We start from the raw sequence: 25,681 nt of genomic DNA, 5'->3' as shown, positions 1-25,681 counted from the left end.
TTTCAATCATTTCTCGTTGATGATGTTTCAGGTCAGGGGTCAGGGGTCAGGGGTCAGGGGTCAGGGGTCAGGGGTTGAAGCATGGACCGCGCATCACGCATCACCTTTAGGCATCTCCGACTTCCATCTTTTTTTATCATCCGGACATCACAGGAGGTCACCATGATATCCGCGGCCAATGTACATGATTTTCAAGAATCGGATCAGGCTGTTGCCCATGCAGCGGGATTGGTCGCTTCGACTCTCTCCTCCATGACCGGGTCCAGGATCACCATGGCTCTGAGTGGGGGAAGTTCCGCGGCCAACCTTTTCGACGTGCTCGCCGAACAATCCGCCGCGAACGTTCCCTGGGAGCGGGTGGTTATTTGCTGGGTGGACGATCGATTCGTGCCCCCGGATCATTCGGAAAGCAATTACGGCCTTGCCAGGGATCGTCTGCTCACCAAACTCCCCATCCGGTCTGACCAAATCTATCCCATGCCCACCAGCAGCTCATCGCCGGAACAGGGAGCCCAGGATTACGAGCAGACCCTGCGCCGGCTTTTCGACGCACCCTCCGAGTTGCCCGACAATGGTGATGCAAGCTGTTGGTTTCCCCGGTTCGACCTCCTCCTCCTGGGCATGGGGCCGGATGGGCATATTGCTTCGCTCTTTCCAGGCAAACCTGCTCTTGAGGAGCGCACCCGCTGGGTCACCGGCGTGCCGGATCCCGGGATGGAGCCGATGATTCCGCGCATCACCTTGACCTTGCCCGTGTTGGAACATGCTCGACACGTCATCGCCTTGGTCACCGGTGCAAAAAAACAAAAGGCCTTTCAGGAAGCGCTCACCGATCCCGACAGCACCCTTCCCGCGGCCCGGTTTGCGCCGCAAGGCAGGATTTCGTGGACGACCTGTTTTCGGGATTGACAGTCGGTCCCGAGACGGCGCCGAACATGAGATTATGCCGCGGCTCCGGGAACCTTGACAGGCAATGGGCATGCACATAACCATACCTCGAAAAAAAGCCTGGTTATCCGCAATACACGGATCTGCCTCATCGCCTGCAATGCCCTTCAGCACGATTTCCTGCTCCTGAACGGCAATCGGAATTTTGAAGCATCGCCGCCGCTACCGGATACATTTGGTTAAAAAGCACCTATAGATTGAGAATGCGGCGTCGATCACCAACATGAACTTCACAAATCATTATATCTGGAGTGCCCCATGCGCATCCTTCTTGTCGGCTCCGGCGGGCGTGAACACGCCCTGGCCTGGAAGCTGAAGCAGAGCCCGCTGGTCGAAACCCTGCTCATCGCCCCCGGCAATCCCGGCACGGCCCAGGAAGGCCATAACTTGGCCATTACTGACGACGATATTCCCGCCCTTGTCCGGGCCGCCAAGGAACATGCCGTGGACATGGTGGTTCCGGGTCCGGAGCTGCCGTTGGTGCTGGGGCTCAAGGACGCGTTGGCCAACGAAGGCATTGCTTGTTTCGGACCCAACGCCTTTTGCGCGCGACTTGAAGGCAGCAAGGTCTTCGCCAAGAACATGATGCGCAGGGCCGGCATCCCCACGGCGAACTTCCGTGTCTTCGAGGAAGCCTATGAAGCAAGGCAGTACGCCAAATCCCATCCTCTGCCCATGGTCGTCAAGGCCGACGGGCTGGCCGCGGGCAAAGGCGTGATCATAGCCAAGACCGTTGACGAGGCCCTGGAAGCCATCGACAGGATCATGGTTCAGCGCATTTTTGACGCCGCGGGCGAACGGATCATCATTGAGGAGGCCTTGATCGGCGAGGAAGCCTCTCTCTTGGCGTTTTGCGACGGCAAGACGGTTGTGCCCCTGTCCTCGGCTCAGGACCACAAGCCCGTGGGAGAAAACGACACCGGACCGAACACGGGCGGCATGGGCGCGTACACCCCGGCACCGATCCTCCCGGAACAGAAGCTGGCAGACCTTACGGAACTGACCATCACGCCGCTGATCCGCCTGTTGGCCGAGAAGGGGCATCCCTTCCAGGGGGTGATCTACGCCGGCCTGATGTTTACGGCCGACGGTCCTTTCGTGCTGGAGTACAATGTCCGGTTCGGTGATCCGGAATGCCAGCCGCTGATGGTTCGGCTGGAATCGGACCTGGCTGAAATCATGTCCGCCTGCTGCCGAAAAGAACTGCATCGGACGCCGGTGCGGTGGTCGCCGCAAACCGGGCTCTGCGTGGTATTGTCCGCGCCCGGCTATCCCGGCTCCTACCCTAAGGGAATGCCCATAACCGGTCTGGAACAGGCTGACGAGGTTCCCGGCGTGAAGGTGTTCCAGGCAGGAACAGCTCAAAAGGACGACCGCTTGGTCACCTCCGGCGGTCGTGTTCTGGGAGTGACCGCCCTGGCTCCCGATCTTCGTGCCGCCCGGGATGCAGCCTACCAGGCCGCGGACCAGATCCAGTTTGACGGCAAATATTTGCGCCGGGACATCGGCGCAAAGGGCATGGCCAGAGCGTAATAGATTTTCCGGAGCTACTCACCAGCGGTCCGGCTTGTCTCGATTTTTCGGCCTCGCAACTCCTTCGTCGGCTTCGTAGCATCAAACCATTGCGTGAATAAACAGCATTTGGCAGTTCAAGCGTCCGGCAATGGTTCGATGAACGAATCCTGACTCAGTCAGACAGGCGATGCCGAAAAATCGAGACAAGCCGGACCACTTCACGCCATGCAATCAAAATCTACTGAATAGTTACGATTTCCGCCAAAAAAGGGCGGCCTCCGGCCGCCCTTTTTTGGTCAAATACACGAATCAGCCCGAACAGCCAGCTAGATCGGGCATGGTTAAACATACTGTAAACAGCTAGTCTTCCTGAGCCTTGGCCTCGGCCACCACCTTCTCCGCCACCGGCGGCGGGCATTCCTCGTAATGATCGAACTCCATCACGAAGGTTCCCTGGCCCCCGGTCATGGAACGCAGTGTTGGTGCGTATTCCAAAACCTCGGACATGGGCAGGTGGGCCCGGATTTCGGTGACGCCGGCGTGGGAATCCGTGCCCAGCACCTTGCCTCGGCGGCTGGAAAGATCTCCGATGATGTCGCCCATGAATTCGTCCGGCGTATAGACGGTCATCAGGACAATGGGCTCCAGAAGCACGATTTTGGAGTCCTCGGCGGCTTTCTTGAACGCCATGGAACCGGCGACCTTGAAGGCCATTTCCGAAGAATCCACGGTGTGAAACGACCCGTCGAAAAGGGTGACCTTGAAATCCACCAAGGGATATCCGGCCAGAACGCCGCGCTGGGACGATTCCTGGATGCCTTTGTCCACCGCGGGGATGTACTGCCGGGGAATGGACCCGCCCACGATGGCGTCCACGAACTCATACCCCTGTCCTCGGGGCAGAGGCTCCATCCTGATCCAGCAGTCACCGAACTGGCCACGACCGCCGGTCTGCTTCTTGTAGCGACCTTGAACCTCGGCGCGGCCCTTGATCGTCTCCCGGTACGGGACCTTAGGCGGCTTGAGCACCACGTTTACCTTGTAACGGCGTCGGACCTTTTCCACGGCGGTTTCGATGTGCATCTGCCCCATGCCCGACAGAAGCATTTCCCCGGTTTCCTCGCCACGGGTCAGGTTGAGGGTCACGTCCTCATCCAGCAGTTTCTGCACCGCGGCGTAGACCTTGTCCTCTTCGCCCTTTTCCGCCGCGCCCAGAGCATAGGTGATCATGCTCGTGGGCAGTTTCGGTGCTTCCAACTGGAACGGTTTCTTTTCATCGCACAAAGTGTCCGCTGTGGCCGTGTTCTTGAGCTTGGCCACGGCAATGATTGCTCCGGGTCCCAGGGTGTCCTTGCAAGGCACAGTGGTTTTGCCCTGGGGCAGCAGAATCTGGCCCAGGCGTTCTTTGCCGTCCTTGGCGGGATTGAGCAGGGTCATGTCCGGGGAAACCGTCCCGGAAAGCACCCGCAATACGCTCAGCTGTCCGGTGAACGGATCGGCGATGGTTTTGAAGACGAAACAGGCCGTCGGCGCGTCATGGCTGGACGGCCGCTCGTTGCCTTCGCTGTCCAGCCATGGGGCGGTCCGGTCCAGAGGCGAGGGCATCAGATCCTGCACCACGTCCAGGAGGAGGCCGCCCCCCCGGTTGACCAATGCCGCGCAAACCGTCACCGGCACCAGTTCTCCGTTCAATACGCCCTTGCGCAGAGCAGGGAGCATTTCTTCCAGGGACAAGGAGCCTTCTTCGAGATATTTCTCCATGAGGTTCTCGTCGCTCTCGGCGATGTTTTCCATCATGGTTTCCCGGAGACTTTCCGCCTGATCCGCAACCTCCGCGGGGATCTCACCTGGCTTGAGGTTGCCGGCATCGTCGAAAAACAGGGCCTTTCCGGCCAGAATGTCCACTACTCCGCGGAAATCGGACTCCGTTCCCAGCGGCAGATGCAGCAGGACCGGTTTGATGCCGAGAATTTCCTGGAGACCGGCGAAGGCCATCTCGAAGTTGGCCCGGTCCCGGTCCATCTTGTTGATGATCACCATCGCCGGGAGACCGGCCGTCTTGACTTCCGCCCAGAACCTTTTGGTCAGAGGCTTGACGCCGTCCACCGCATCGATCACGAAAACAGCACCGTCGGCGGCTGTCAGCAGGTAGGGCAGGTCCCCGCAAAAATTGTTGTCTCCTGGCGTATCGATCAGGAAATGCGGATTCTTTTTCCATTGAAAGTGGCCGAAACCCGGCTGGATGCTGCCCCGGCGCTTGATCTCCTCGGGCTCGTAGTCCAGACAGGCGGTGCCTTCGTCAATCTTGCCCAGCCTGTTGATCACTCCGGCGTTGAAGAGCAACATCTCGGCCACGGAAGTCTTGCCGCAGCCTCCGTGCCCGACAAGGGCATATGTGCGTTGGGTGCTGAGTCTATCCTGCATTCGGCCTCCTTCAGGAATTCGGTTGGTAAAGGTTGGAGAATCAGGGGACCAGTCGTCCCTCACCCTTCAGAAGTGGAAAGCATTTCCCTTGGCAGGCAACGAAACGCCGGCTACAGGGGAAACGTTGTGATCTCGGACCAACCCGGATTGACACGGCATAGCGTCTGCCGACATTCGTTTTTTTGGGGCAACAGTCAACATAAAGCGTATAATCTATAGAGACGGGGTTGGAAGAATGTCAAGGGAGGGACGCAAATGGTAGGTTTCATGAGGGTTTACGCATCAAATCTGGACAGGTCCGGCGCTGCGTTGTTCTGGGCACGGCCTGCCAGCGAGGAATTATGTTTCTCATTGCGGGAAATGGGGCAGCTGGATCCTGTTCTGGTCCGACCAGGCGGTGATGGCTACCGGCTTCTTTCCGGCTATCAGCGGGTGGATGCATTGTGCCGGATGAACGAACCCATCACTGCGCACTGCATGGACGGACCAACCGATCCCGTAGGGGACGGGTTGTTGTATCTGCATGCAAATTTCCTTCGGGATGTCGACGACGTCATGCGCATTCAGGCGCTGCGGTATTTCCAATCCCTGCTGACACCAGATGAAATGGCGCGTCGCGTCGCGGTCCTGCTCCGCCTCCAGCCCCGTTCCGGAGCATGGCAGCGCCATCTGGCCTGGCTGCGGCTCCCCCGAACATGGGATGTTCATCTTCAGGCCGGCAACATTCCCCTGGCCGCGGGGCAGATTCTCGAACAATTTTCACGGGCGGATCTGGACGCACTGGAACCCTGTTTCAGGAACTTGAAATGGTCCCAGGGACGCGCCGTGCAATGGCTGACATTCCTCAGGGAAATCTCGCTTCGCGAGGGATGGACCCTGGAACGGATTCTGGAAATTGCCTCCTCGGCCCAGATTCTGGAAGCAGGCCTCTCGCCCCAGGACACCCTCCAACGGTTGGTCGCTCAGGCCAGAAAACTGCGCTACCCGAACCTGACCGAACTCGAACGGCAATTCGAGGATCTGAACAGCGAACTCTTGGGCTCCTCACGCTGGACCTTGACGCCTAGCCAGGACTTCGAAACCGACCAGGTGGAACTCCGCCTCCGGGCCCGCACCCCCCAGGACATCAAAGACGCCGCCCTGGCGCTCCAAAAAGCCGCGGCATCCGACGACCTCCCGCAACTCTTCCGGCTGGTCGCAAAGGGATAGACGCGCGTGGTGGAGGTCGGAAGTCATCAGGCGGATTGCTGTGATGCGGAGATGGCTTGAACCGGAAGTCCGGCGCCCCGCGATGCCCCGGCTCTTCATGGCAGAGGATTGATCCCGTCAGTTGGTGTCCGCCAGCGGTGTTCGGCAGCCAAGTGCCTGACAGACGTCAGTCTCCCAGTTCCGCGGTCAGCCATTCCCGGACTTCGGGGCTGAGTTCATGGATGCCTTTCAGGCCGCCGATGGATTCCAGATAGGATTTGGCCAGCTCCTCGGGCAGACGTTTCTCGCACAAGGTCGTTGAACCGTAATTGTTCATTTTCATCAACACGACTTTGGGCTTTTCCCAGGTGTCGATCACGAAATAGATCGAGTATTCATCAGATCCCCGCACCGGCTGCCGCATGGCATCATGCCAGTTGTTGTTGCCCCATTCCAGAAACATGGTCACGGCATCCTCGTGGATCATGTCCCAATTGACCTCGTTCAACCACTGTTTGCAGGCATCAAGATCACTCATGGTCACTCCCTCTCATGTTCTGATTGCATGTTCATTGCACATTACAATAATCAACTCTTCAACAATTATCCCGGCATCCCTGGCGACAAATTCGGGACCGGATATCGAAAAGTTGCCGCCTCAAGCAAATTTGATCATAATTTTTCAACCCACGGCAGCAAATATCGGTAGTTCGTCTCGAGAGACGGGTTTAGGATGTATTCATACAGGACAATGTTGGACAGATAAAGGAAAAACATGGAGGCGCAAATGCTTGACGCACCAGAAGAGAGCCGGATACCGAAACCGACGAGCATTACCTTGTTCGTGAGGCCTATCAAGACCTGACCGTAATTTATTCCACGACGTCAATCACAGCCATGAATACGATCCCGTCTCCCCACATTACATTGAACGACCTGCGTTCGGCCAAACTGGGCCTTGTCCTGGGCGGCGGCGCTGCCAGGGGGTTTGCGCATATCGGCTTTCTCCAGGAATTGGACCGGGCCGGGCTCAGGCCGCACTGCATTGCCGGGTGCAGCATCGGAGCTTTTGTCGGCGCCGCCTATGCCGGCGGGGATTGGGCCAGGTTCACGGACCACGTCCTGAAAATGGGTCGCGGGGATCTGATGAGCATGGCGGACCCTGTTTTCCCGCGTCACGGTCTCATGGACGGCGACAGGGTGGTGGAATTCCTTTCTTCGTTCATGCGGGTTTCCAGGTTGGAAGACTGTGCTCCGGCCTTGGCAGTCAACGCCGCGGACGTGGCCACCGGCGAGGAAGTCGTCTTCACTTCCGGCCCGGTCCTGCCAGCGGTTCGGGCCAGCATCGCCCTGCCCGGCATGTTCACCCCGGCCTGGAATGAAGACCGCCTGCTCGTGGACGGCGGACTGATCAATCCGCTGCCGGTGAATATCTGCCGCAAGATGAACGCGGACATTGTCGTCGCCGTGGACCTCAACGCCCAGGTTCTCAAGGCCGATATCCATCTCGAACAGACAAAAGCCGCTGCTCCGGGGAAAATGCCCAACCTGTTCGTCCTGCTTTTCAACAGCATCTACATCATGCAACGGACCATCAATCTGATGCGTCTGAAAAAAGAGCCGCCGGATTTTTTGATCCAGCCCGAACTGCGTGATTACAGTCTGATGGATTTTTTCAAGGGGCCGGGATGCGCCGAAGCCGGGGCGCGGGCGGCCCGGAAATTCATCTCTGAACTTTCCCCTGCGCCCGGGGATTGATCTCCCTGTGGTCCTGCGCCACAATCATCTTCCCAAAACGTCCCCAACGCCCAGGATCGCGAACATGCCGACACCCCCTTCGTCCATCCGTATTCTCCCCTCCGCACTCCAAAACCAGATCGCCGCCGGCGAGGTGGTGGAGCGGCCGGCCAGCGTGCTCAAGGAACTTCTGGAAAACAGCCTGGACGCCGAAGCAACGCGGGTTCAGGTGGCGGTGGACCGTGGCGGCCAGGGACTGATCCAGGTTCAGGACGATGGCGCCGGAATCCATCCCGACCAGCTCGAACTGGCCGTCACCCGCCATGCCACCAGCAAGATCGCCTCCAGCGAGGATCTTTTTTCCCTGCACAGCTTCGGCTTCCGGGGCGAAGCCCTGCCCAGCATTGCTTCGGTTTCCCGGCTGCGCATGACCTCGATACCCACCGGGTCGGATATGGCCGCCTTCATCGAGGTGGACGGCGGCCGAGTCGTGGACCAGGGACCGGCGGCCCTGGCCGGAGGGACACGGGTGGAGGTCCGGGATCTGTTCGTCAACGTCCCGGCGAGGTTGAAATTCCTGAAAACCACGGCCACGGAGGGCAAACGCTGCCAGGACGTCTTGTGCCGCCTGGCTCTGGCCCATCTGGGGGTCCACTTTGAATACAAGGTCGGCGACCGGGTCGCCCTGGATTTGCGACCCGCCACGGATCTGCGGGGCAGACTCGGCGCGATCTGGCCGCCAACGGTCATCGAAAATCTGCTGGACGTGGATTATTTTCGCGACGGACACCATCTCCAAGGAGTGATCAGCGCGCCGCACAGCACCCAGGGCCAGGCGGACCGCATGCTGCTCTACGTCAACCAGCGTCCCGTGCAGGACAAGCTCTTCCTGCGGGCGGTCCGGGATGCCTATCAGGGACGCCTGCTGAACCGGGAATATCCTCAGGTTGCGCTGTTTCTGCAGGTTCCGCCCCAGGAGGTGGACGTCAACGTCCACCCGGCCAAGTCCGAGGTCCGCTTCCGGGATCAACAGGGCATCTTCGCCCTGATTCGCCGGGGGGTGGTCCAGGCTCTCGAAGATCTGGAAACCCGCCGATTCGCCTCGGCTTTGGATTCGGATCGGCCCGTATCGTCCACGGCCTCCGCCGCAGAATACTCCAGCGAAATCCCCCGGCCGGACCCGCGACCAAAGTTCGCCACCCTGCGCGAGTACCGCATGCAATTCAACGCCGAATTCGCTGAGCCGTCCATCGCCGGTAGCGACCAGGCATCCCTGTCGCCTGTTTCGCAACATGCCGACCCCGAACCGCTCGGCGCGTCGCAGGTCGACCAGTCGATCACGTCAGCGGCAAGATTGGCCAGGCCGGAGACCGGGCTGGCCGCTCCCCGGACCGATATCGCCGGAATGAACTACCTGGGGCAGGCGGCCGAAACCTACCTGGTCCTGGCCACCGAGGACGGGCTGATGCTCGTGGACCAGCACGCAGCCCACGAACGAGTCCTGTTCCATCGTTTGCGGCACAGCGCCCGGCCTGTTCCCCGGAACCTCCTCGCGCCCCTGGAACTGTCCCTGCATCCCACGCAGCAGGAGAGAGCGGAACAGCTTTGGGCAACGCTGCACGACCTGGGTTTTCATCTGGAAAATCCCGGACGGGGCCGGCTCATTGTTCACGGGGTGCCGGAGCACATGCAGCCCGGGACGGGGCAGGAGTTTCTGCTGGACCTGCTTGACGGCCGCTCCCGCGATCCCGATGCCGTCTGGACCCTGATGGCCTGCAAGACCGCCATCACCGCCGGACAGAAGCTGGCCCCCTCCGAGGCGTTGCATCTTCTGGACGCCTGGCTGCAGTGCCCGGACAAATCTTTTTGCCCCCACGGCAGGCCCGTAATGGTCCGCCTGGAGAGCGGCGACCTGGAAAAAATGTTTAAACGCAGGGGGTGAAGACATGGATGCCTCCAATCTGAAGCAAATAACCCCATGGCTCTGGGAGTTTCCGACGGCGGGCAACATGCGCGTTCCGGCGCGGATCTACGGCGACCGCGCCCTTGTCGCCGCCATGGACGACGCGGTCATCCGGCAGCTGGCCAATGTGGCCGCCCTTCCGGGCATCGTCCGTGCGGCTTTGGCCATGCCCGACGCCCACAGCGGCTTCGGCTTTCCCATCGGCGGAGTGGCGGCCTTTGATCCGGACCAGGATGGAGTGATCTGCATGGGCGGGGTGGGGTACGACATCGCCTGCGGCGTGCGGGTCCTGCACACCGGGTTGCGACGGGAGGAAATTCAGCCCCACCTGGAAGCGCTCATGGATCAGTTTCAGCTTTTGGTCCCGGCGGGAGTGGGCGGAACCGGCGGCATCCAACTCAAGGCCGGAGAACTGGACCGCGTCCTGGTCCAGGGTGCGCGCTGGGCCGTCAAGCAGGGTTACGGCACCCGAGAGGATCTGGAACGCCTGGAGGACGGCGGCGCCATGTCCGGAGCGGTTCCCGAAACCGTCTCCGATCAGGCCAGGAAGCGGGAAAAACGCCAACTGGGCACCCTTGGGGCCGGCAATCACTACCTGGAAATCCAGTGCGTGGAGGAGGTTTTGCACCCATCCGCCGGGCTTCTGGGAGTTGCCAGTGACGATGTGCTGATCTCCGTGCATTGCGGCTCCCGCGGCCTGGGCCACCAGATCGGCACGGACTACATCCGCATCCTGGGCGAGGCGGCCCGCCGGCACCGAATTCCCATTCCGGAAAAGGAACTGGTCTGCGCGCCCATTCGTTCTTCGGAAGCGGAGCGGTATTATCAGGCCATGGCCTGCGGCGCGAACTACGCCATGGCCAACAGGCAGATGATCGTCCACCTGATCCGGGAGGCCTTCCAGCGCGTCTTGCCCGGAGTCCAGGTCCGTACCCTGTTCGAGGTCAACCACAACACCTGCCGCCGTGAAGATCACCCCGTAGAAGGGCGATCCAGGCCCCTCTACGTCCACCGCAAGGGCGCCACCCGCGCCTTCGGTCCGGAAAGCCCGCAGATCCAAGAACCGTTTCGGCGCACCGGCCAGCCCATCCTGGTGGGCGGGAGCATGGGCACGGATTCATATATCCTGGCCGGGCGCGAATCCAGCGAAGACGCCTTCGCCTCCACCTGCCACGGCTCCGGCCGCGCCCTGAGCCGCTCCCAGGCCTTGAAACGCACCCCGGGCCGCGACGTCCTGACCCAGCTGACCTCCCGCGGCATCCTGATCCGCACCAACCATCTCAAAGGCCTGGCCGAAGAAGCCCCCGCCGCCTACAAGGACATCCATCAGGTCGTGGAAGCCTCCACCCAGGCCGGCCTGACCAACAAATTCGCCCGCCTCAGCCCTTTGGGCTGCCTGAAGGGATGAAGGGGGGAGATGGGTAAGGGTAATGAAAGATGCCTTAGTGACTTATTCCTGTGACTCTATCAGAAAAAACAAGAAATTTTGAACCGCAAAGACGCCAAGAACGCAAAGTTCAAGACCGTTGCAGAAGTTGTCCAAAACCGGGTAACGGTTTTGGACAAGGCCCCCTTTTCATTTGCCGTCCTCACCCGGCAAATGAAAAACTTCCTGCCATCCTTGGCGACCTTTGCGCCTCGAGCGAAGCGGGCGGTTCAAATATCTTCTGTTTGGGTGACAGGAGATGCGTGGTGGGTGGTGGTAAGCGTGAAGCCTTGAAAATTAAAGAATTCACTCACGTTCCACATTCCAAACGCCACGAATCGCAAACCACGCATTGACATCCTGGCGACAGATGACATAGAGAAGTTTTCTTTGTCGGGATGTAGCGCAGACTGGGAGCGCACCTGAATGGGGTTCAGGGGGTCGGAGGTTCAAATCCTCTCATCCCGACCAGAAATTTCAAGGGGTTACGATGTAAAATCGTAGCCCCTTTTTTTTTTGCCTCCTAGACTCAATTTCAATAATATCTTCCATTACTCCATTCCCATCTATTCACCCAAAAACAAACTGTTGCCCAACCAGACCGAGAGCAGCAACCTTTTCAAGCATGACGCTGGGGTTCTGTTCCGTCATTGTCCTCAGCGGGGAGAGTGCTGAGGTTCGGCGAACAGGAATTGATCCAGGTCAAGGCGGACCGAGACCAGTGCGTGTATCCGTTATTTTGGATTCAAAGCACAAGGAAAAGTATGTCCATGTCTTCGCCCTCCCTCCTCCGAACCGGATCGCTTCTTGCGCTGCCGGCCCTTTCCTGCCTGCTGCTGGCGGCGCATTTTCTGCGCTCCGGCAGTCTCGATCTGGTCATGGTCTGGCTGTTCCTGCCCGGCCTGATGCTCTGGCGCGGCGCCTGGATCAAACCCGTGCTCCAGTTTGCGCTGACCATCGGCATGGTGATCTGGATCCAGACCATGATGGATCTGGTTCAGTTTCGGCAGGTTTTCGGTCAGCCCTGGCTGCGCATGGCCTTGATCCTCAGTGGAGTGGCCCTGGCCGCGGGCGGTAGCGTGCTGCTTTTTGAAACGCGCACCTTGCGCGCCTGGTTCAGTCGAAATCCGGAAGAGAAGTTGATCCAGGCCGTTGTGTTTCTGCTCACGATCCTGACTTTGGGAGTGGTTCAGGCCAAGGTTTCCTTTCCCATTCTGCTCACGGATCGTTTTTTCCCCGGATACGGCTCCGTTCAGATCGTGCTGATGGCCTTGTACGCAGTCTGGATCAGCGGGAAATTGCAGGATCCGAAACATGCCCCGCTGATCAGGGTCCGGATGTGGTTGTTCTTTTCCGTGGTTTTTTTCGTTCAACTCGGACTGGGCCTGGCCGGTTGGGAGCAGTTCTTGATGACCGGCGCCCTGCACCTGCCGGTTCCGGCCCAGATCCTGGCCGGTCCGATTTATCGAGGCGAAGGTTTCTTCATGCTCGTCCTCTTTCTGAGCACGGTCATTCTGGTGGGACCGGCCTGGTGCAGCCACCTCTGCTACATCGGCGCTTGGGATCGTCTCGCTTCGGGTGTGCGCAAATCACCTGGTAAACTGCCGCCCTGGACGCCCGTGGCCCGTGTGACGATTTTTCTGCTGGTGATGGCCGCGGCTCTGGGGATGCATCTGTTGAACGTTCATTGGACATGGGCTTTGACTTTGGCCGCCGTGTTCGGCCTGCTGGGGGTGGCGATCATGGCCCTTGTTTCGCGAAGAATGGGCGTCATGGCCCATTGCACGGTCTTTTGTCCCATCGGATTGGCCGCGGTGGTTCTGGGCAAGCTGTCCCCCTGGCGCCTGCGCATCGACTCGGACTGCGACGCCTGCGGCCGCTGTGCCCGGTTCTGCCGTCATCAGGCCCTGCAGCCTGACGACCTGCGCCTTCGCCGCCCCGGCCTTTCCTGCACCCTGTGCGGAGACTGCATTTCTCGATGCCGCAACAACCGGCTTGCATACCATTTTCCCTGGCTTTCCGGCACGGCATCATGGAGTCTTTTCATTACGTTGATCACCGTGTTGCATACCCTGTTCCTGGCCACGGCCAGGATCTGAATGTTCAAAAAGCGCATCAATCAACTTTGTTAGAATCCTCACCTTAAAACAACCACAAGGAGATCACCATGTCCGATGGGCAACGCCACACCAAAACCTACAATATCCTGCCCGGCCCGAAAATGGGGCTGATCACGCCGGAGTATCTGGAGGCCGTGGCCGCGGCAGTTCGCCAGCACGACATTCCCTTGCTCAAGATAACCTCGGCCCAACGTTTAGCCATCGGCGGGCACAGTCCCGAAACCGCGACGGAAATCTGGAGATCCCTCGGCTTACCCGACGGCCCGCAAAAGCCCGCCGGCGTTCACTACATCCAGGCCTGTCCGGGTTCACAGTGGTGCAAATACGGACAACAGGATTCGTTGGAGCTGGGCCGGAAGATGGATTCGGCGGTCATGGCCGTGAAACTGCCGGCCAAGACCAAATTCGGCCTCTCCGGGTGCGGCATGAATTGCTGTGAGTGCTATGTGCGGGATGTGGGGCTGTTCGGCAAGAAAAACGGCTGGACCTTGATCTTTGGCGGCAATGGCGGCGGACGCCCCCGGATCGGCGACGTGATAGCCCGGGATCTCAGCGACGAGCAGGCCGTTGAGCTGGCTCAAGCCTGTCTGAAACATTACGCAAGCCAGGCCAAACCACGAGAACGAACTGCCCGGTTCATGGAGCGGACCGGGGTGGAGGCGTTCAAGCGGGCTGTGCTGGGAGCATAATCCCTCTCTCGCTATTGGATCAATATGTCGCAGCTCCCATTTGATCTCACATGGGCTTGTATTTCAGTTTTCCACAGGCCGCGATGATTCGGGCATGTTCATGACCTTGTGGATGACGGTGATCAGTTCGTTCAAGGGGTATGGCTTGGCGACCACGTCCAGGAATCCGTGATCCCGGTAACGGGCCATGACCGGGTCATTGCTGTAGCCGCTGGAAACAACGGCCTTCACCCGCGGGTCCATTTCCAGCAGGACGGCGATGGCTTCCCGTCCTCCCATGCCGCCGGGGACGGTCAGATCCAGAATAACCACGTCGTAGGGACATGCGTCGCGCATGGCCTGTTCATAAAGATTCACCGCCTCCTGGCCGTTTGCGGCGCCTGTGACGGTAAATCCTTGCAGTTCCAGCAGTTCCTGGACCGATTCGCGAATGATCCGCTCGTCGTCCATCAGCAGGATTCGTCCCTGATTCCTTCCAAAGGGCTTTTCTTTAGGAGATGTCCTCTCGATCACCACTGTGGAGCTTTCCGCTGGAAGATAAATTTGAAACTCAGCGCCTTGCCCGTAATCGGATCGGACCTGGATATGTCCATCGTGTTTTTTGATGATGGAAAAGGCCGTGGACAGCCCCAGGCCGTTGCCCATTTCCTTGGTGGTGAAATAGGGGTCGAACACCCTGGAAATCTGGTCGCCGCGGATGCCCGTGCCGTGATCCGTGAAGGTCAGGGACACGTAGCGCCCCTGGGGCAGTGGCTGGACCTGACCGGCTGCAATTTCCACATTGGCCGCGAGGATGTCGATGCTTCCTCCGCCGGGCATGGCCTGAACCGCGTTCAGGACCAGGTTGTTGATCACCTGACTGATTTGTCCTCGATCAATATTCACGGCCCAGAGGTTTGGGGGAGGATCAAACTTTGCCTGGACCTGGGTCCCGGCGAGAACGAACTGCACCGTGGAATGGAGCAGCACGGACAGGTCCGTATTCCGCTTGATGGGCGCCCCTCCTTTGGCGAACGTCAGGAACTGACGGGTCAGATCGCCGGCACGCAGACAGGCTTTTTCAGCCTTTTCGAGCCGTTGTGCCGCTTCCGAATCAACAGGTTGCAAGTGATTCCGGGCCAGGTTGATATGGGTGGCGATGGCCGTGAGGATATTGTTGAAGTCATGGGCGAGTCCTCCCGCCATCAGTCCCAGTGATTCCAGTTTCTGGACCCTGAGCAGGTCGTTCTCCATCCTGCGCTGTCGGGTGATGTCCCTGACTACGAATACGACGCCGCGAAATTTTCCCGTGCTGTCGCGGATGGGGGCGCCGCTGACGGTCATGTCCCGCAGCCGGCCGTCAGAGGCAAGCAGGGCTGTACGTTCCGTAAGATGAACAACGTGTCCGGTACGGAGAACCTCCACGACGAGGTTGGCCAGGGGGGCTCGCGTATCAGGATCGACAAGAGGCAGCATGTCGCCTAGCGGCTTCCCTCGCGCAGCCTCTGGAGACCAGCCGGTGATGTCTTCCGCAACGGGATTCACCATGATCACGTTTCCCCGGATATCCGTGGTGATCACTCCGTCTCCGATGGAACGCAAGGTTACGGCCAGGTGATCCTTTTCCGCGGCCAGCTCGGCTTCGGCTTGTACCCGCTCGCTGATTTCCAGAACAAGTTTCTCGTTTGCCGAAGTCAGTTCCGTGGTCCGACGGGCCACGGTCTGTTCCAGTTCCTTGCTGAAACGCTCCAGCTGACTGGCGGTTTCCTCCAGTTTGGCTGCGTATTCATTTTTGACGTCGATGGCCCTGGTCAAGTCAACGTGTTGCTCATTGAGCCGCACGGTCATTTCATTGAAAGCCCTGGCCAGGTCGCCGATTTCATCCGATCTTGCGATATGCACCTGTTGACGCAAATCACCTCCGGCAATCAGGCCGATGGTTTTCAGAAGTCGCCCTAAGGGCTTGGTGAACGTGGTCGCGGTGAACAGGCCGAGGAACACGGCCAGGATTCCCGCGCCGAGAGAACTGAAAAGAATGAACCGGATGCTTTCTCTGATGCCCGCGTTGATCCGGTCAAGGTTGGCGCTGACGGCTAAAACAGCCAGAGTCTTGCCCTGATTGTCCTGCAAATCTGAAAAAATCACGGCATGATCCGCCGAATCAATGGTTTCCTCCAGAAAAGTTTCCGTCGGAAGCGGCGCGGCGCCATCAACAAAGAAAGGCCGCCAGAATCGATCCAGGAGTTTTCCGTCCGGGTTCTGCAGGGTGCTGGACATGGTTTCGTCAGAGGGGTTGATAACGCTCACGTCCATGAGCAAGTGGTTCTTGAGCGCCTGCAGAAACCGGGTGGTGATCGGATACGTGACCAGCACGACCCCAGTGGTTTTCATGGTTCCCGGATCTATTATCGGCACGCCGGACTGTACGGCGATGCCTCCGGGCGTGAGAACGAAGTCCGAGAAGATGCTCAGATCCAGGATCTGAGCAATGCGAGCATCCTCGGGCGACGTGAAGTACAGTTCGATGTTGCGTTGGGGGGCGTAACTGCGGGCCAGCAGGTTCCCGAGTTCGTCGAAAATTTCCACCATTCCCATAAACCAGAAATCCCGTGAGGAATCCAGGTGGCTCTGGATCTGGGCGAAGGGGAGCGGTTGCGTGGTGCGGGCCAGATGCTGGCCCAGGATTTCGGCCTGACGGATATGCTGCACAAAAAAATGTTCGGCCCTGTGTTGGGAGAGCCGCAGATTGTCCAGCATGGCCTGCTGGTCGTGTCGGATGTGAAAATACAGGCTGCTGCCCGCGACCAGGGCCATGGGAACGATCACGGCCAATACGCAGAGGGCCAGCATCCGGATGCGGATGGAAAGGCGAAGGTTGTGCTTTCTCAGGAAGTTGAACATGTTCGGCCAATGCGCCCCCGCGCGGCGCGTCAATCCAGATCGGCCCGGTGCAAACGCAACAGGTTGTTGGGTTGCAGCACGAGTCCGCTGACATCATCCCGAACCGCCAATATGGTTTGGGCATGGGCGAGCGGCACCAAGGGAGCTTGCTCCATCACGAATTCCTGAATCGCGTGCAGGAGGGCTTCCTGTTCGGGGAGTTCCATGTCGTGCCTGAATTTGTCCAGCAAGGCGCCCATTCGATCGCTACGCCAGAAAGTGATGTTCGTCGCCCGTCCCGGCTGGGTGTTGAGCGGCCCCAGATTGGTCTCCAGCAGATGGTAGGGATCCGCGGTCTGTGCGTTCCAGCCCAACAGGCAGATGTCGTGTTGCCCGGTAACGATGCTCTCAAGGTAGCTGCTCCAGTCCAGGATTTTGATTTCCGCCTCGATGCCGACTTCCGCCAGCCCGGCTCGGATCAGTCGCGCAGCCTCCACCGGCTGGGGCAGATACGGCCTTGCCGAGGACATGACCCACAAGGTGGTGCGAAAGCCGTCGGGCAATCCGACTTCCGCCAGAAGCCTCCTGGCCCTTTGCGGATCGTAGGCATAGTCACTTATTTGCGCATGGTGTCCGAACATGGTCGGAGGCAGGAGCGTACCGGCCGGATCGGCGAATCCCTGATAGAGATATTTCACCAGGTCCGCCTTGTTCACGGCATGATTCACCGCCCGACGGACCTCGACCCGGTCCAGGGGCGGTTTGTTCACGTTCATGGCCATGAAGGCCACGTTCATTCCGGGATGAGCCAGAATCCGGGTTCGCGGCAGCCGAAGCAGGCGGGGCACGTCGCCGGGAAGGACGCCGTCCAGAACGTGAATATGCCCGCCCTGAAAAGCCAAGTGGCGCTCCAGGTTGTCCGGAATGGTGCGGTAGACAATGCGATCCAGATTGGCTCGTCCATCCCAGTAGTCTTCGTGGCTTGCGAGAATAATGGTTCCATCCGGCTGCCACTGGAGAAACTTGAACGGACCCGTACCCACTGGGTTTCGGGCGAAGGCGGCCCCGGTCTGCCGGACCGCGGTCGGACTGACGATGGATGCCTTGGTGGAACTCAGACTGCTCAAGAAATTGCCGCGGGGTGATTCGAGCACGATGCGCACGGTGAGCTCGTCGATTTCGTCCACGGAACGGATGTTATCCCGAATCCCTGCTTCAAGTATGGAGTGGGAAAGATGGTGCGGATGGGATGGATCGATCTGCCGAGCCAGGGAAAAGATTACGGCCTGGGCATTGAACGGGGTCTGGTCGTGAAAGAAAACACCGGGGCGGAGATGAAAAAACCATTCGGTCCGGTCCGGTGAGGACTCCCAACGAAGAGCCAGTCCGGGCTCAATCCGAGAGCCTTCGTCTTCGGCTCGGACCAGGGTTTCGAAAATATGGGCGACCACTTTGCTGGACTCCCTGTCCGGAGCAAGGGCGGGGTCCAGGGTGACCGAGTCCGCACTGCGACCGATGACCAGCGTCTTTTGCCCCGATGGTTCAGCCCGGGCCTGGTTCGATGGAAAAAACAGCACCAGGCAGACGGCAAGGAGCAGGATCCGTTTCACCTCGCTCCTTGCCGTCATTTTTTCAGCCACGCGCGATAATAGCGATGAATTCCGGTGGGATGATAGATGATGTCGCGGGCGTCCTCGTGCCTGGCCAGAACCTGGTGGGCATAGGCCAGAGGCACCCAGGGCGCGTTGTCGTGAATGACTTCCTGGAGTTGCCTGTAGTATTCGGCGCGTTGAGTCTGGTCCATGGTCTCCCGAGCCAGGGCGATCAGGGCCTGGGCTCTGTCGTTCCTGAAGAAGGCGATGTTTGAGGCTCTGGGCGGCAGGGCGTTTCGGGCGTCGAAAAGGTTGAAGAAAAAATTGTCCGGGTCGCCGGTGCCGATCCATCCCAGGAGAGCCAGGTCGTGCTCTCCGTTGTAGAGTTTGGCCAGATATTCGGGCCAGTCGTAGGTCACGATTTCAGCCTTGATGCCTACGGCCGCCAGATTGGCCTGAATGGCCAACGCCGCGCTTTTCGGGTCGGGAAGATATGGTCTGGCCACGGGCATGGTCCACAGCGTGGTGCTCAATCCCTCCTCCAGTCCAATCTCTGCCAGCATTCGACGAGCCTTGTCCGGGTCGTAGTCATATTGCCGGATTTCTTCATTGTAGCCCCACATCGTCGGCGGGATGGGATTCTTGGCCGCTTCGGCCATGTCCCGGAACAAGAGCTTGACCAGGGCTTGTTTATTGACGGCGTGATTCAGGGCCTGTCTTACTTCGAGCCGGTCCCAGGGCGGGGAAGCCGTGTTCATGGCCAGGTACCCGACGTTCAGGCCGGTAACCTGGTCGAGACGCAGATCGTTTCTTCTGTTGATTTCACCGACGTCATCCGGATTGATGCCGTCCATGCACTGGATCGTTCCGGTTTTCAGGGCCAGCAGCCGGTCCTTGTTGTTGGGCATGACCTTGAACACGACTCGTTCCAGGTACGGCGCACCTTGCCAATACATGTCGTTGCGCCGCAGGATGATTCGTGTTCCGGCGTTCCATTCCTGAAAGATGAACGGACCGGTACCCACGGGTTGACGGTGGAATTCATCGCCCCATTTATTCACCGCCGCCGGACTGACGATATAAGAGGAGTGTCTGGCCAAAAGGTCCAGGAAGGGGGCAAAGGGCCGGGACAGGGTGATCCTGACCGTGTGCTCGTCTACTTTGTCCACTCCCTGAACGATGTGCCAGGCCGTGTCCATGTCGCGAAATTCTTCGCGAAAATGAGGGTGGGCGGGATCGATTTTCCGCAGGAACGAGAAGGCCACGGCTTCGGCATTGAAGGGTGAGCCGTCGTGAAAGACGACACCGGAGCGCAGATGAAACAGCCATTCCAGTTCGTTTTGCGAACGCTCCCAGCTTACGGCCAAGGCCGGTTCGATCAGGGTGGAATGGTCGGCATAGCGGACCAGACCGTCAAAAATGTTTTCAATGACCATTGCCGACTCGTTATCCAGGAACTTTGCCGGGTCGAGATAGGTGGAATCCGCGGCCCGTCCAAGGATGATCGTGCCGCCGCTCTTGGGATAATCCTCGGCATGCGCCGGCGCCTGGAAGTCGGTTAGATGGAGCCAGAAAGCACAGAGCATCAGAACTGTGAAATGTCGCATGGGGCAGCTTGTCGATCGTGTCGGTTTCGTGGTGCTGAGAGAGCACGTTGCGGGCAAAGGGCTTATATTCAGTGTCCGGAATTATACTCTAAAGTCTTGAGACGTGTGTGCCACATGGAGCCCATTGTGGTCAAACCCTTTCATTATCTTGAGCGAGATCTCCATGCGAAGCGGCTTCATACAAGCCTGATGTTGGAACATAGGACTTGTGCATCCTTGCCCGAGACGTACTTGAAATGTTCTGGCGATGTTGTGTTCACTATTCCCTCCTGTTCTTTATAAACCACATGCCTAATGTTCCGACCACGTCAGGGAGATACACGGAATATGGCGTTTGCGCCGTGTCGGATCACCAAGAAAAATTTTCAATGTAACTACCCACCAGCGGTCCGGCTTGTCTTGATTTTTCGGCCTCGCAACTTCTCCGTCGGCTTCCTAGCATCGAACCATTGCGTGAATAAACAGCAGTTGGCGCTTCAAGCGCCCGGTAATGGTTCGATGAACGAATCCTGACTCAGTCAGACAGGCGATGCCAGAAAATCGAGACAAGCCGGACCAATTCATGCCATGCAATCAAAAGTGCTGAATAATTACTTTTGAATAAAGACATGTGCCGTTGAACAGTCTTTGATTCCGCGTTGCCTGTTCGGGGCGACTGTGACATCATGAAATTATTCCAGAAAGAACAGGATCAGATGATTCCGATAGCCAGCCATGACTCCTTCGCAAAAATTAACAACCATCTCCAGAAAACGACCGGCCCCTGAACCGGTGCGGAATCTTTCCGCTGTTGTTCGGGCGTTCAAGGATTATGTTTTCTTCACGGACCAATCCGGTCGCATTCGCGATACCGGGAACGATAAAAAAAGTTTTTTTCAGGGCGGGGTGGAGGGCAGGTTGTTCTGGGAGGTTCTGGGCTTGCCGGTTCACGGACTGAAGCAGACGCTGGATCGGTTTCAGCCTGGCCGGGTGCATGAAATCGGCGCTCCCATGGGCAAGGGAACTTTTTCTCTGCGCATCATTGCGCTGCCGGATGCCGATCCCTCACCCGGCTATGTGGTTATCGCCACGGACAACCGGCCCATTGTGCTGCTCAAGGAGATGTACAAGGAGCGAATCGGGGATAATATCCAGGCCCTGGACAATTCCATTCGTCTCTTCGGGGCAATTTTCGACGGGGTCCAGGACCCCATGGTCCTCCTGGCCCAGGACCATGCGCTGCATGCCGTCAACCCCAAGGCCATAGAACTGCTGGATCCGGAGGGCAAGGGATTGATCGGCCGTTCGGTGCAGTCCTTGTTCTGCCCGGATGACCGGGAGCGGATCACGCAGAAGCTCTCCCGGCTCAAGGACGGAGCGCGCTGGACGTCGCGCAAGACCTGCCTGGACGCGCGAGGAGCGCCGCTTCCGGTGGAGATAAGCCTCTGGCGGATCGATCTGCACGGTGTTGTATTATATCATATGGTCCTGCGGGATTTGTCCGCTCAGACGCTCCTGGAAAAAGGGCTGCGCCGCAAGCGGGCCGAGGTGGAGGGGATGAGCTTGGCGTTGCGCAACGTGGTTCGCTCCTCGGAAGAGGAAAAAGACAAAGCTCGCGAGGACGTAATCCGGGAAATCCGCACGGACGTTCTTCCCGCGCTGGAGCGGATGGCCCGGGAAAACTCTCCCGAAATGCGCGACACGCTCAAGCAGATGATCGAAGCGCGTATCGAGGAGCTTTCCGCCGACGCTGCTCCCCGAGGCACGGGCAGTCTCGGCGGCGGCACTTCCCGTCTGATGCTCAAGCTCACCCAGCGCGAAATCGAGATCTGCAATTTGATCCGCTTGGGCAGCAGCACCAGGGATATCGCCGAATTTTTGAACACTTCCTTCGACACCGTTCAAACCCACCGCAAAAATATTCGCCGCAAACTCGGCCTCAAGGGTCGCAAGGTTTCGCTTTACTCCTTTCTGCGCCAACAAAACCAAGAACACTGATTGGTTATGTTCTGATCGGGTATCAAGAAATACCCGATATCTGCCCGTTTTCCCCCCTTGTCCTCCCGTTCCAGGCCTGTTTAATTCAGACGGTTGTCAAAAGGCACGTCAAGCACGTGTCCTCGAAACTGTAACCAGGGAGGAAAATGTACCAACTCAGCGAGCGGCAACAGGCTGTCGCAACACAGATGATCAATGATTCGGCACTTGACGTGTCCGCAAATAGTTCCCGAAAAGCTCTCAACGTCATCGGGGCGTATCCTGAAAACCGCAACCTCGGAAAAGCTGTCGATTGGAAATCCCAGTGGACCAACTGGAAGTGGCATATCCGCAATTCGATCAGGGATGTCGACACCTTTGAGAGCTTGCTGGGGGTACGCTTTCCGGAACTGCAACGCCGGGCTTTCGCCCAGACGACGGACAAGTTCCCCATGTCCGTCACCCCATACTATCTCTCCCTCATCGATCCCAACGACTACGAGAACGACCCCGTTTTCCGGCAGGCGTTCCCTTCTCCCAAGGAGTTGCTTGTCGGACGCCACGACATGACCGACCCGCTGCACGAGGATGAGGACAGTCCCGCGCCGGGCATAACCCATCGCTATCCGGACCGGGTCCTGTTTCATATCAGCAATGTCTGTTCCATGTACTGCCGCCACTGCACGCGCAAGCGCAAGGTGGGAGACACCGATACGGCCGAGATGGCCGGCAAGAAGGATCTGCTTCAGGGGCTGGATTATATCCGAAAAACGCCCCAGGTCCGGGATGTTCTGCTTTCCGGCGGCGATCCGCTGATGCTTTCCGACGAGCGCCTGGACTGGATCCTGGGCGAGTTGCGCCTGATCGACCACGTGGAAGTGGTGCGCATCGGCACACGCATGCCCGTGGTCCTGCCGTACCGGGTTACCGACGACCTGGTGCGCATGCTAAAAAAGCATCATCCCCTCTGGCTGAACACGCATTTCAACCACCCCCGGGAAATGACCGCCTCATCCCGCGCCGCCCTGGCCCGTCTGGCCGATGCCGGAATTCCCCTCGGCAACCAGAGCGTCCTGCTGGCCGGCGTCAACGACTGCCAGCGGCTGATCCGCACCCTGAACCAGAAGCTGGTCAAGAACCGGGTTCGTCCATACTACCTGTACCAGTGCGACCTTTCCGAAGGGCTGGAACATTTTCGGACCCCCGTGGGCAAGGGCATCGAGATCGTGGAAAGTCTGCGCGGCCACACCAGCGGGTTTTCCGTACCCACCTACGTCATCGACGCGCCCGGCGGCGGCGGAAAGATCCCGGTCATGCCCAATTATGTCGTTTCCTGGGGCGCGAACAAGGTCGTGCTGCGCAATTTCGAAGGCGTGATCACCACCTATGCCGAGCCGGAAAGCTACGAGGCCCAGTTTTGCGATCGCAAATGCGACGCCTGCAATCTCCAGCTCAAGGAAGACGACGGCATCGAGCAGTGCGTGGGCATCGAGAAGCTGCTGGCGGATTGGGACGATACATGCAGCCTGACCCCCAGCGACAATCCGCGCATGGATCGCCGCGACAGCATGACGGAGACCAAAAACAATGTCGCTTAGTCCGTCGGCCGCGCATGCAGCAGACAGTCTCGAGCACATTGGAAATTCCCTGGTCCAGCACGGTCCGTTGAACGAACGGGCCTACCTGATGCACCTGGCGCCGCGGGAAGAGACCACCGTTCTTTCCAGGCTGGAGACGCTGGCTCGGGAAAACGGGTACACCAAGATCTTCGCCAAGGTCCCGGAAAACGTCGCTTCCCGGTTTACACGCGCCGGATACGTCGCCGAGGCCCATGTGCCCGGCTTGTTCAACGGCCGGGAAGGCGGGGTATTCATGGGCCGCTACTTCGCGGACTGGCGCAAGCATCCCTGCAATCTCGACGAACTGCGGACCGTGCTGGCCGTTTCCCGAAAAAAGGCCGGACTCAGTACGCAGCTCACCCCGCCGCCGCTGCCCGATAATGCTCACATCGTCCGCATGCACCCCTATCAGGCCGATGCAATGGCTGCACTCTATCGGAACGTGTTCGACTCCTACCCGTTTCCCGTCTTTGACCCGGACTATCTGCGTCAAGCCATGGCCGGCGACGTGCAGTACTACGGAATTCTGATCCAGGGCCGCCTGGCGGCCCTGGCATCAGCGGAAATGGATCTGGAAATAGGGGCCGCGGAAATGACCGATTTCGCCACCCTGACGGAATACAGGGGCCGCAAGCTGGCCGGTATTCTCCTCAAGCACATGGAAGACCGAATGCGGGCGGAAGGCCTTGCCACCCTGTACACCATCGCCCGGGCCGGGTCCTACGGCATGAACATCACCTTTGCCAGGGCCGGGTACGCCTTCGGCGGAACCCTGCCCAACAACACCCATATCGCCGGCGGACTGGAAAGCATGAACGTCTGGCACCTTGCACTTGATCAAAGGCAACTATCCAACTGAGGTTCATGAAGCGCAGTGAACGGCGGGGGTGAGTGACTTGTCAGCCCCACATATAATCCTTTGCAAGTTTCAGGTTTTATGGCAAGCGATGGCTGGTTGAGACGATTTCTCCAAGAGGCTTGCCACCATGACCGCCCCCCAACACAACAAATCCATAACCTTGGCCGTACCCGCCGAGGCGGACTGGGCGCCCCTGCTGCAATCCGCGGCTGAAAACGCGGCCCGGATTTTCGGGCTGGCCCGGGAAAAGGGGCTGCGCCTGGCCATGTCCATGGAGGAAGTGCTCCTGTATCTGGCCCGGGTGCTGCCCGGCGAGGCCGTGCAGATATCGCTGGGACAGGCCCCCGGCGCGGTATCGGCCACGTTTACCCTGGCCGCCGACAGCCTGGACCTCTCGGCCATGAATATCGTGGCCGGAGCCGACCCAGGCGAAGAAGATGATCATGCCCTGCCTCTGGTGCTGGCCTCGCGGATGAGCGACGGCCTGCATGTTTCCAGGGTTGGCGGGCAACTGTTTCTGACCTTGCGCCAGGATCACGTGTATGCACGGACCTCCCCACAGCAGGGCGGGAAGGACCTGCCGTGCGCTCCGGTGCGGGTGGAGGCCGTCACGGATTATCATCGTATCGCCCACGGCTGCGCCCGGCTTTTGGGGCGCTTCCAAGCCCGGGAACTGCCGCCCTGGATTGCTTTTCCCGGCAAAATCATGGACAGGGCCGCGAACGGAGAACTGCAGGTCAGCGTGGCCCTGGACGATGCGGACCGGGTTCGAGGCCTCCTCTTTTGGGAGTACATGTCCGAAAAAAGCGTGACGTTCAGCGGCCCCTGGCTGCTGGACGCCTGCGACCAGGGCCTTGCGCCCCTGCTGGAGCATATGCTTCTGGCTCTGGCCCGGAGCAAGGTTTCCTGCCTGTTCAGCAATCCGGACGGCACGCCTTCAGGACTGGACTTGTCCAGGCACGGCTTCGAGTTGCTGGCAACGATCACGCGGACCGAACAGGACGGCGATCAACGGATTCCGGTCTGGTTCCGGCATTTGCGGGAGGACGAGGGGTTGCAGGTTTGGGCCCATCCCGGATGCATCCCCTTTCTGGAAGAAACCTACCAGCGGGTGTTTCTGCCGCGAACCATTTTGCCGGCTCTTGATGCCGTGGGCCGCCCCCAAAGCCACGCCCGGGA

General features: G+C 59.2%; 18 protein-coding genes and 1 tRNA gene. 14 read left to right on the top strand and 5 right to left on the bottom strand.

The features are described 5' to 3' along the window. Nucleotides 1-162 precede the first annotated feature (162 nt). Together pgl and purD are read left to right on the top strand one after the other, a co-directional pair. Complete coding sequence (gene pgl / locus BLP93_RS15415) at nucleotides 163-909, top strand: 6-phosphogluconolactonase (protein ID WP_161946368.1); 747 nt, start codon at nucleotides 163-165, stop codon at nucleotides 907-909. A 297-nt stretch (nucleotides 910-1,206) separates the two neighbouring features. Next, nucleotides 1,207-2,481: a phosphoribosylamine--glycine ligase gene (purD, locus tag BLP93_RS15410; RefSeq protein ID WP_092123625.1), complete on the top strand. Its 1,275-nt coding sequence runs from the start codon at nucleotides 1,207-1,209 to the stop codon at nucleotides 2,479-2,481. Between the two features lie 342 nt (nucleotides 2,482-2,823). On the opposite strand, the gene fusA is transcribed toward purD, so the two are convergent. Continuing rightward, the gene (fusA, locus tag BLP93_RS15405) at nucleotides 2,824-4,887 is read right to left on the bottom strand and encodes an elongation factor G (protein WP_092123623.1); all 2,064 of its coding nucleotides are present in this window, start codon (nucleotides 4,885-4,887) and stop codon (nucleotides 2,824-2,826) included. Between the two features lie 255 nt (nucleotides 4,888-5,142). On the opposite strand from fusA, the gene BLP93_RS15400 reads away from it, so the two are divergent. After that, nucleotides 5,143-6,096, top strand: coding sequence for a ParB/RepB/Spo0J family partition protein (locus BLP93_RS15400; RefSeq protein ID WP_092123621.1), 954 nt, complete (start codon nucleotides 5,143-5,145; stop codon nucleotides 6,094-6,096). A 166-nt stretch (nucleotides 6,097-6,262) separates the two neighbouring features. Here the strand turns inward: BLP93_RS15400 and BLP93_RS15395 are convergent, their stop codons facing one another. Next, nucleotides 6,263-6,613: a DVU0772 family protein gene (locus BLP93_RS15395; protein WP_092123619.1), complete on the bottom strand. Its 351-nt coding sequence runs from the start codon at nucleotides 6,611-6,613 to the stop codon at nucleotides 6,263-6,265. Nucleotides 6,614-6,972: 359 nt separating this feature from the next. Here BLP93_RS15395 and BLP93_RS15390 point away from each other — a divergent pair, with 359 nt between their 5' ends. The 7 genes from BLP93_RS15390 to BLP93_RS15365 all read left to right on the top strand — a co-directional run bounded on the left by BLP93_RS15390 (nucleotide 6,973) and on the right by BLP93_RS15365 (nucleotide 14,010). Next, nucleotides 6,973-7,833 carry a patatin-like phospholipase family protein gene (locus tag BLP93_RS15390; protein ID WP_092123617.1) on the top strand — a complete coding sequence of 287 codons (861 nt, stop codon included), beginning with the start codon at nucleotides 6,973-6,975 and terminating at the stop codon, nucleotides 7,831-7,833. A gap of 64 nt (nucleotides 7,834-7,897) precedes the next feature. After that, nucleotides 7,898-9,754 (top strand): DNA mismatch repair endonuclease MutL, encoded by a 1,857-nt coding sequence (gene mutL, locus BLP93_RS15385; RefSeq protein ID WP_092123615.1) that lies wholly within the window; start codon nucleotides 7,898-7,900, stop codon nucleotides 9,752-9,754. A gap of 4 nt (nucleotides 9,755-9,758) precedes the next feature. After that, entirely contained in the window at nucleotides 9,759-11,183 is a 1,425-nt protein-coding gene (locus tag BLP93_RS15380) for an RtcB family protein (protein ID WP_092123613.1), read from the top strand. A gap of 78 nt (nucleotides 11,184-11,261) precedes the next feature. Next, nucleotides 11,262-11,495, top strand: coding sequence for a hypothetical protein (locus tag BLP93_RS16785; protein WP_139163031.1), 234 nt, complete (start codon nucleotides 11,262-11,264; stop codon nucleotides 11,493-11,495). A gap of 100 nt (nucleotides 11,496-11,595) precedes the next feature. After that, a tRNA-Pro gene (locus BLP93_RS15375) sits at nucleotides 11,596-11,672 on the top strand. Between the two features lie 299 nt (nucleotides 11,673-11,971). Continuing rightward, entirely contained in the window at nucleotides 11,972-13,300 is a 1,329-nt protein-coding gene (locus BLP93_RS15370) for a 4Fe-4S binding protein (RefSeq protein ID WP_092123696.1), read from the top strand. A 68-nt stretch (nucleotides 13,301-13,368) separates the two neighbouring features. Continuing rightward, nucleotides 13,369-14,010 carry a nitrite/sulfite reductase domain-containing protein gene (locus BLP93_RS15365; protein ID WP_092123611.1) on the top strand — a complete coding sequence of 214 codons (642 nt, stop codon included), beginning with the start codon at nucleotides 13,369-13,371 and terminating at the stop codon, nucleotides 14,008-14,010. A 63-nt stretch (nucleotides 14,011-14,073) separates the two neighbouring features. Here the strand turns inward: BLP93_RS15365 and BLP93_RS15360 are convergent, their stop codons facing one another. The 3 genes from BLP93_RS15360 to BLP93_RS15350 are packed head-to-tail and all read right to left on the bottom strand — an operon-like array spanning nucleotide 14,074 to nucleotide 20,068. Further along, on the bottom strand, nucleotides 14,074-16,890 hold the full coding sequence (locus BLP93_RS15360; protein ID WP_092123609.1) for an ATP-binding protein: 2,817 nt from the start codon (nucleotides 16,888-16,890) through the stop codon (nucleotides 14,074-14,076). Between the two features lie 29 nt (nucleotides 16,891-16,919). After that, the gene (locus BLP93_RS15355) at nucleotides 16,920-18,479 is read right to left on the bottom strand and encodes an ABC transporter substrate-binding protein (protein ID WP_161946367.1); all 1,560 of its coding nucleotides are present in this window, start codon (nucleotides 18,477-18,479) and stop codon (nucleotides 16,920-16,922) included. A 14-nt stretch (nucleotides 18,480-18,493) separates the two neighbouring features. Beyond that, nucleotides 18,494-20,068, bottom strand: a complete 1,575-nt coding sequence (locus BLP93_RS15350; RefSeq protein ID WP_092123605.1) for an ABC transporter substrate-binding protein — start codon at nucleotides 20,066-20,068, stop codon at nucleotides 18,494-18,496. Nucleotides 20,069-20,782: 714 nt separating this feature from the next. Here BLP93_RS15350 and BLP93_RS15345 point away from each other — a divergent pair. From BLP93_RS15345 to BLP93_RS15330, 4 genes are all read left to right on the top strand, one after another. Next, nucleotides 20,783-22,045, top strand: coding sequence for a LuxR C-terminal-related transcriptional regulator (locus BLP93_RS15345; protein WP_092123603.1), 1,263 nt, complete (start codon nucleotides 20,783-20,785; stop codon nucleotides 22,043-22,045). Nucleotides 22,046-22,191: 146 nt separating this feature from the next. After that, complete coding sequence (kamA, locus tag BLP93_RS15340) at nucleotides 22,192-23,622, top strand: lysine 2,3-aminomutase (RefSeq protein WP_244148786.1); 1,431 nt, start codon at nucleotides 22,192-22,194, stop codon at nucleotides 23,620-23,622. Next, nucleotides 23,612-24,502, top strand: coding sequence for a putative beta-lysine N-acetyltransferase (ablB, locus tag BLP93_RS15335; RefSeq protein ID WP_092123601.1), 891 nt, complete (start codon nucleotides 23,612-23,614; stop codon nucleotides 24,500-24,502). Before kamA ends, ablB begins: the two co-directional genes overlap by 11 nt. A 127-nt stretch (nucleotides 24,503-24,629) precedes the next feature. Then, the coding region (locus tag BLP93_RS15330) for a hypothetical protein (RefSeq protein ID WP_092123599.1) at nucleotides 24,630-25,681 on the top strand (1,052 nt) is incomplete at its 3' end.

The sequence above is a fragment of the Desulfonatronum thiosulfatophilum genome (genome assembly GCF_900104215.1).
GTDB classification, from domain to species: Bacteria; Desulfobacterota; Desulfovibrionia; order Desulfovibrionales; family Desulfonatronaceae; genus Desulfonatronum; species Desulfonatronum thiosulfatophilum.
The sequence above is the reverse complement of the archived record's forward strand: the minus strand, read 5'-3'. Positions and strand labels throughout refer to the sequence as shown.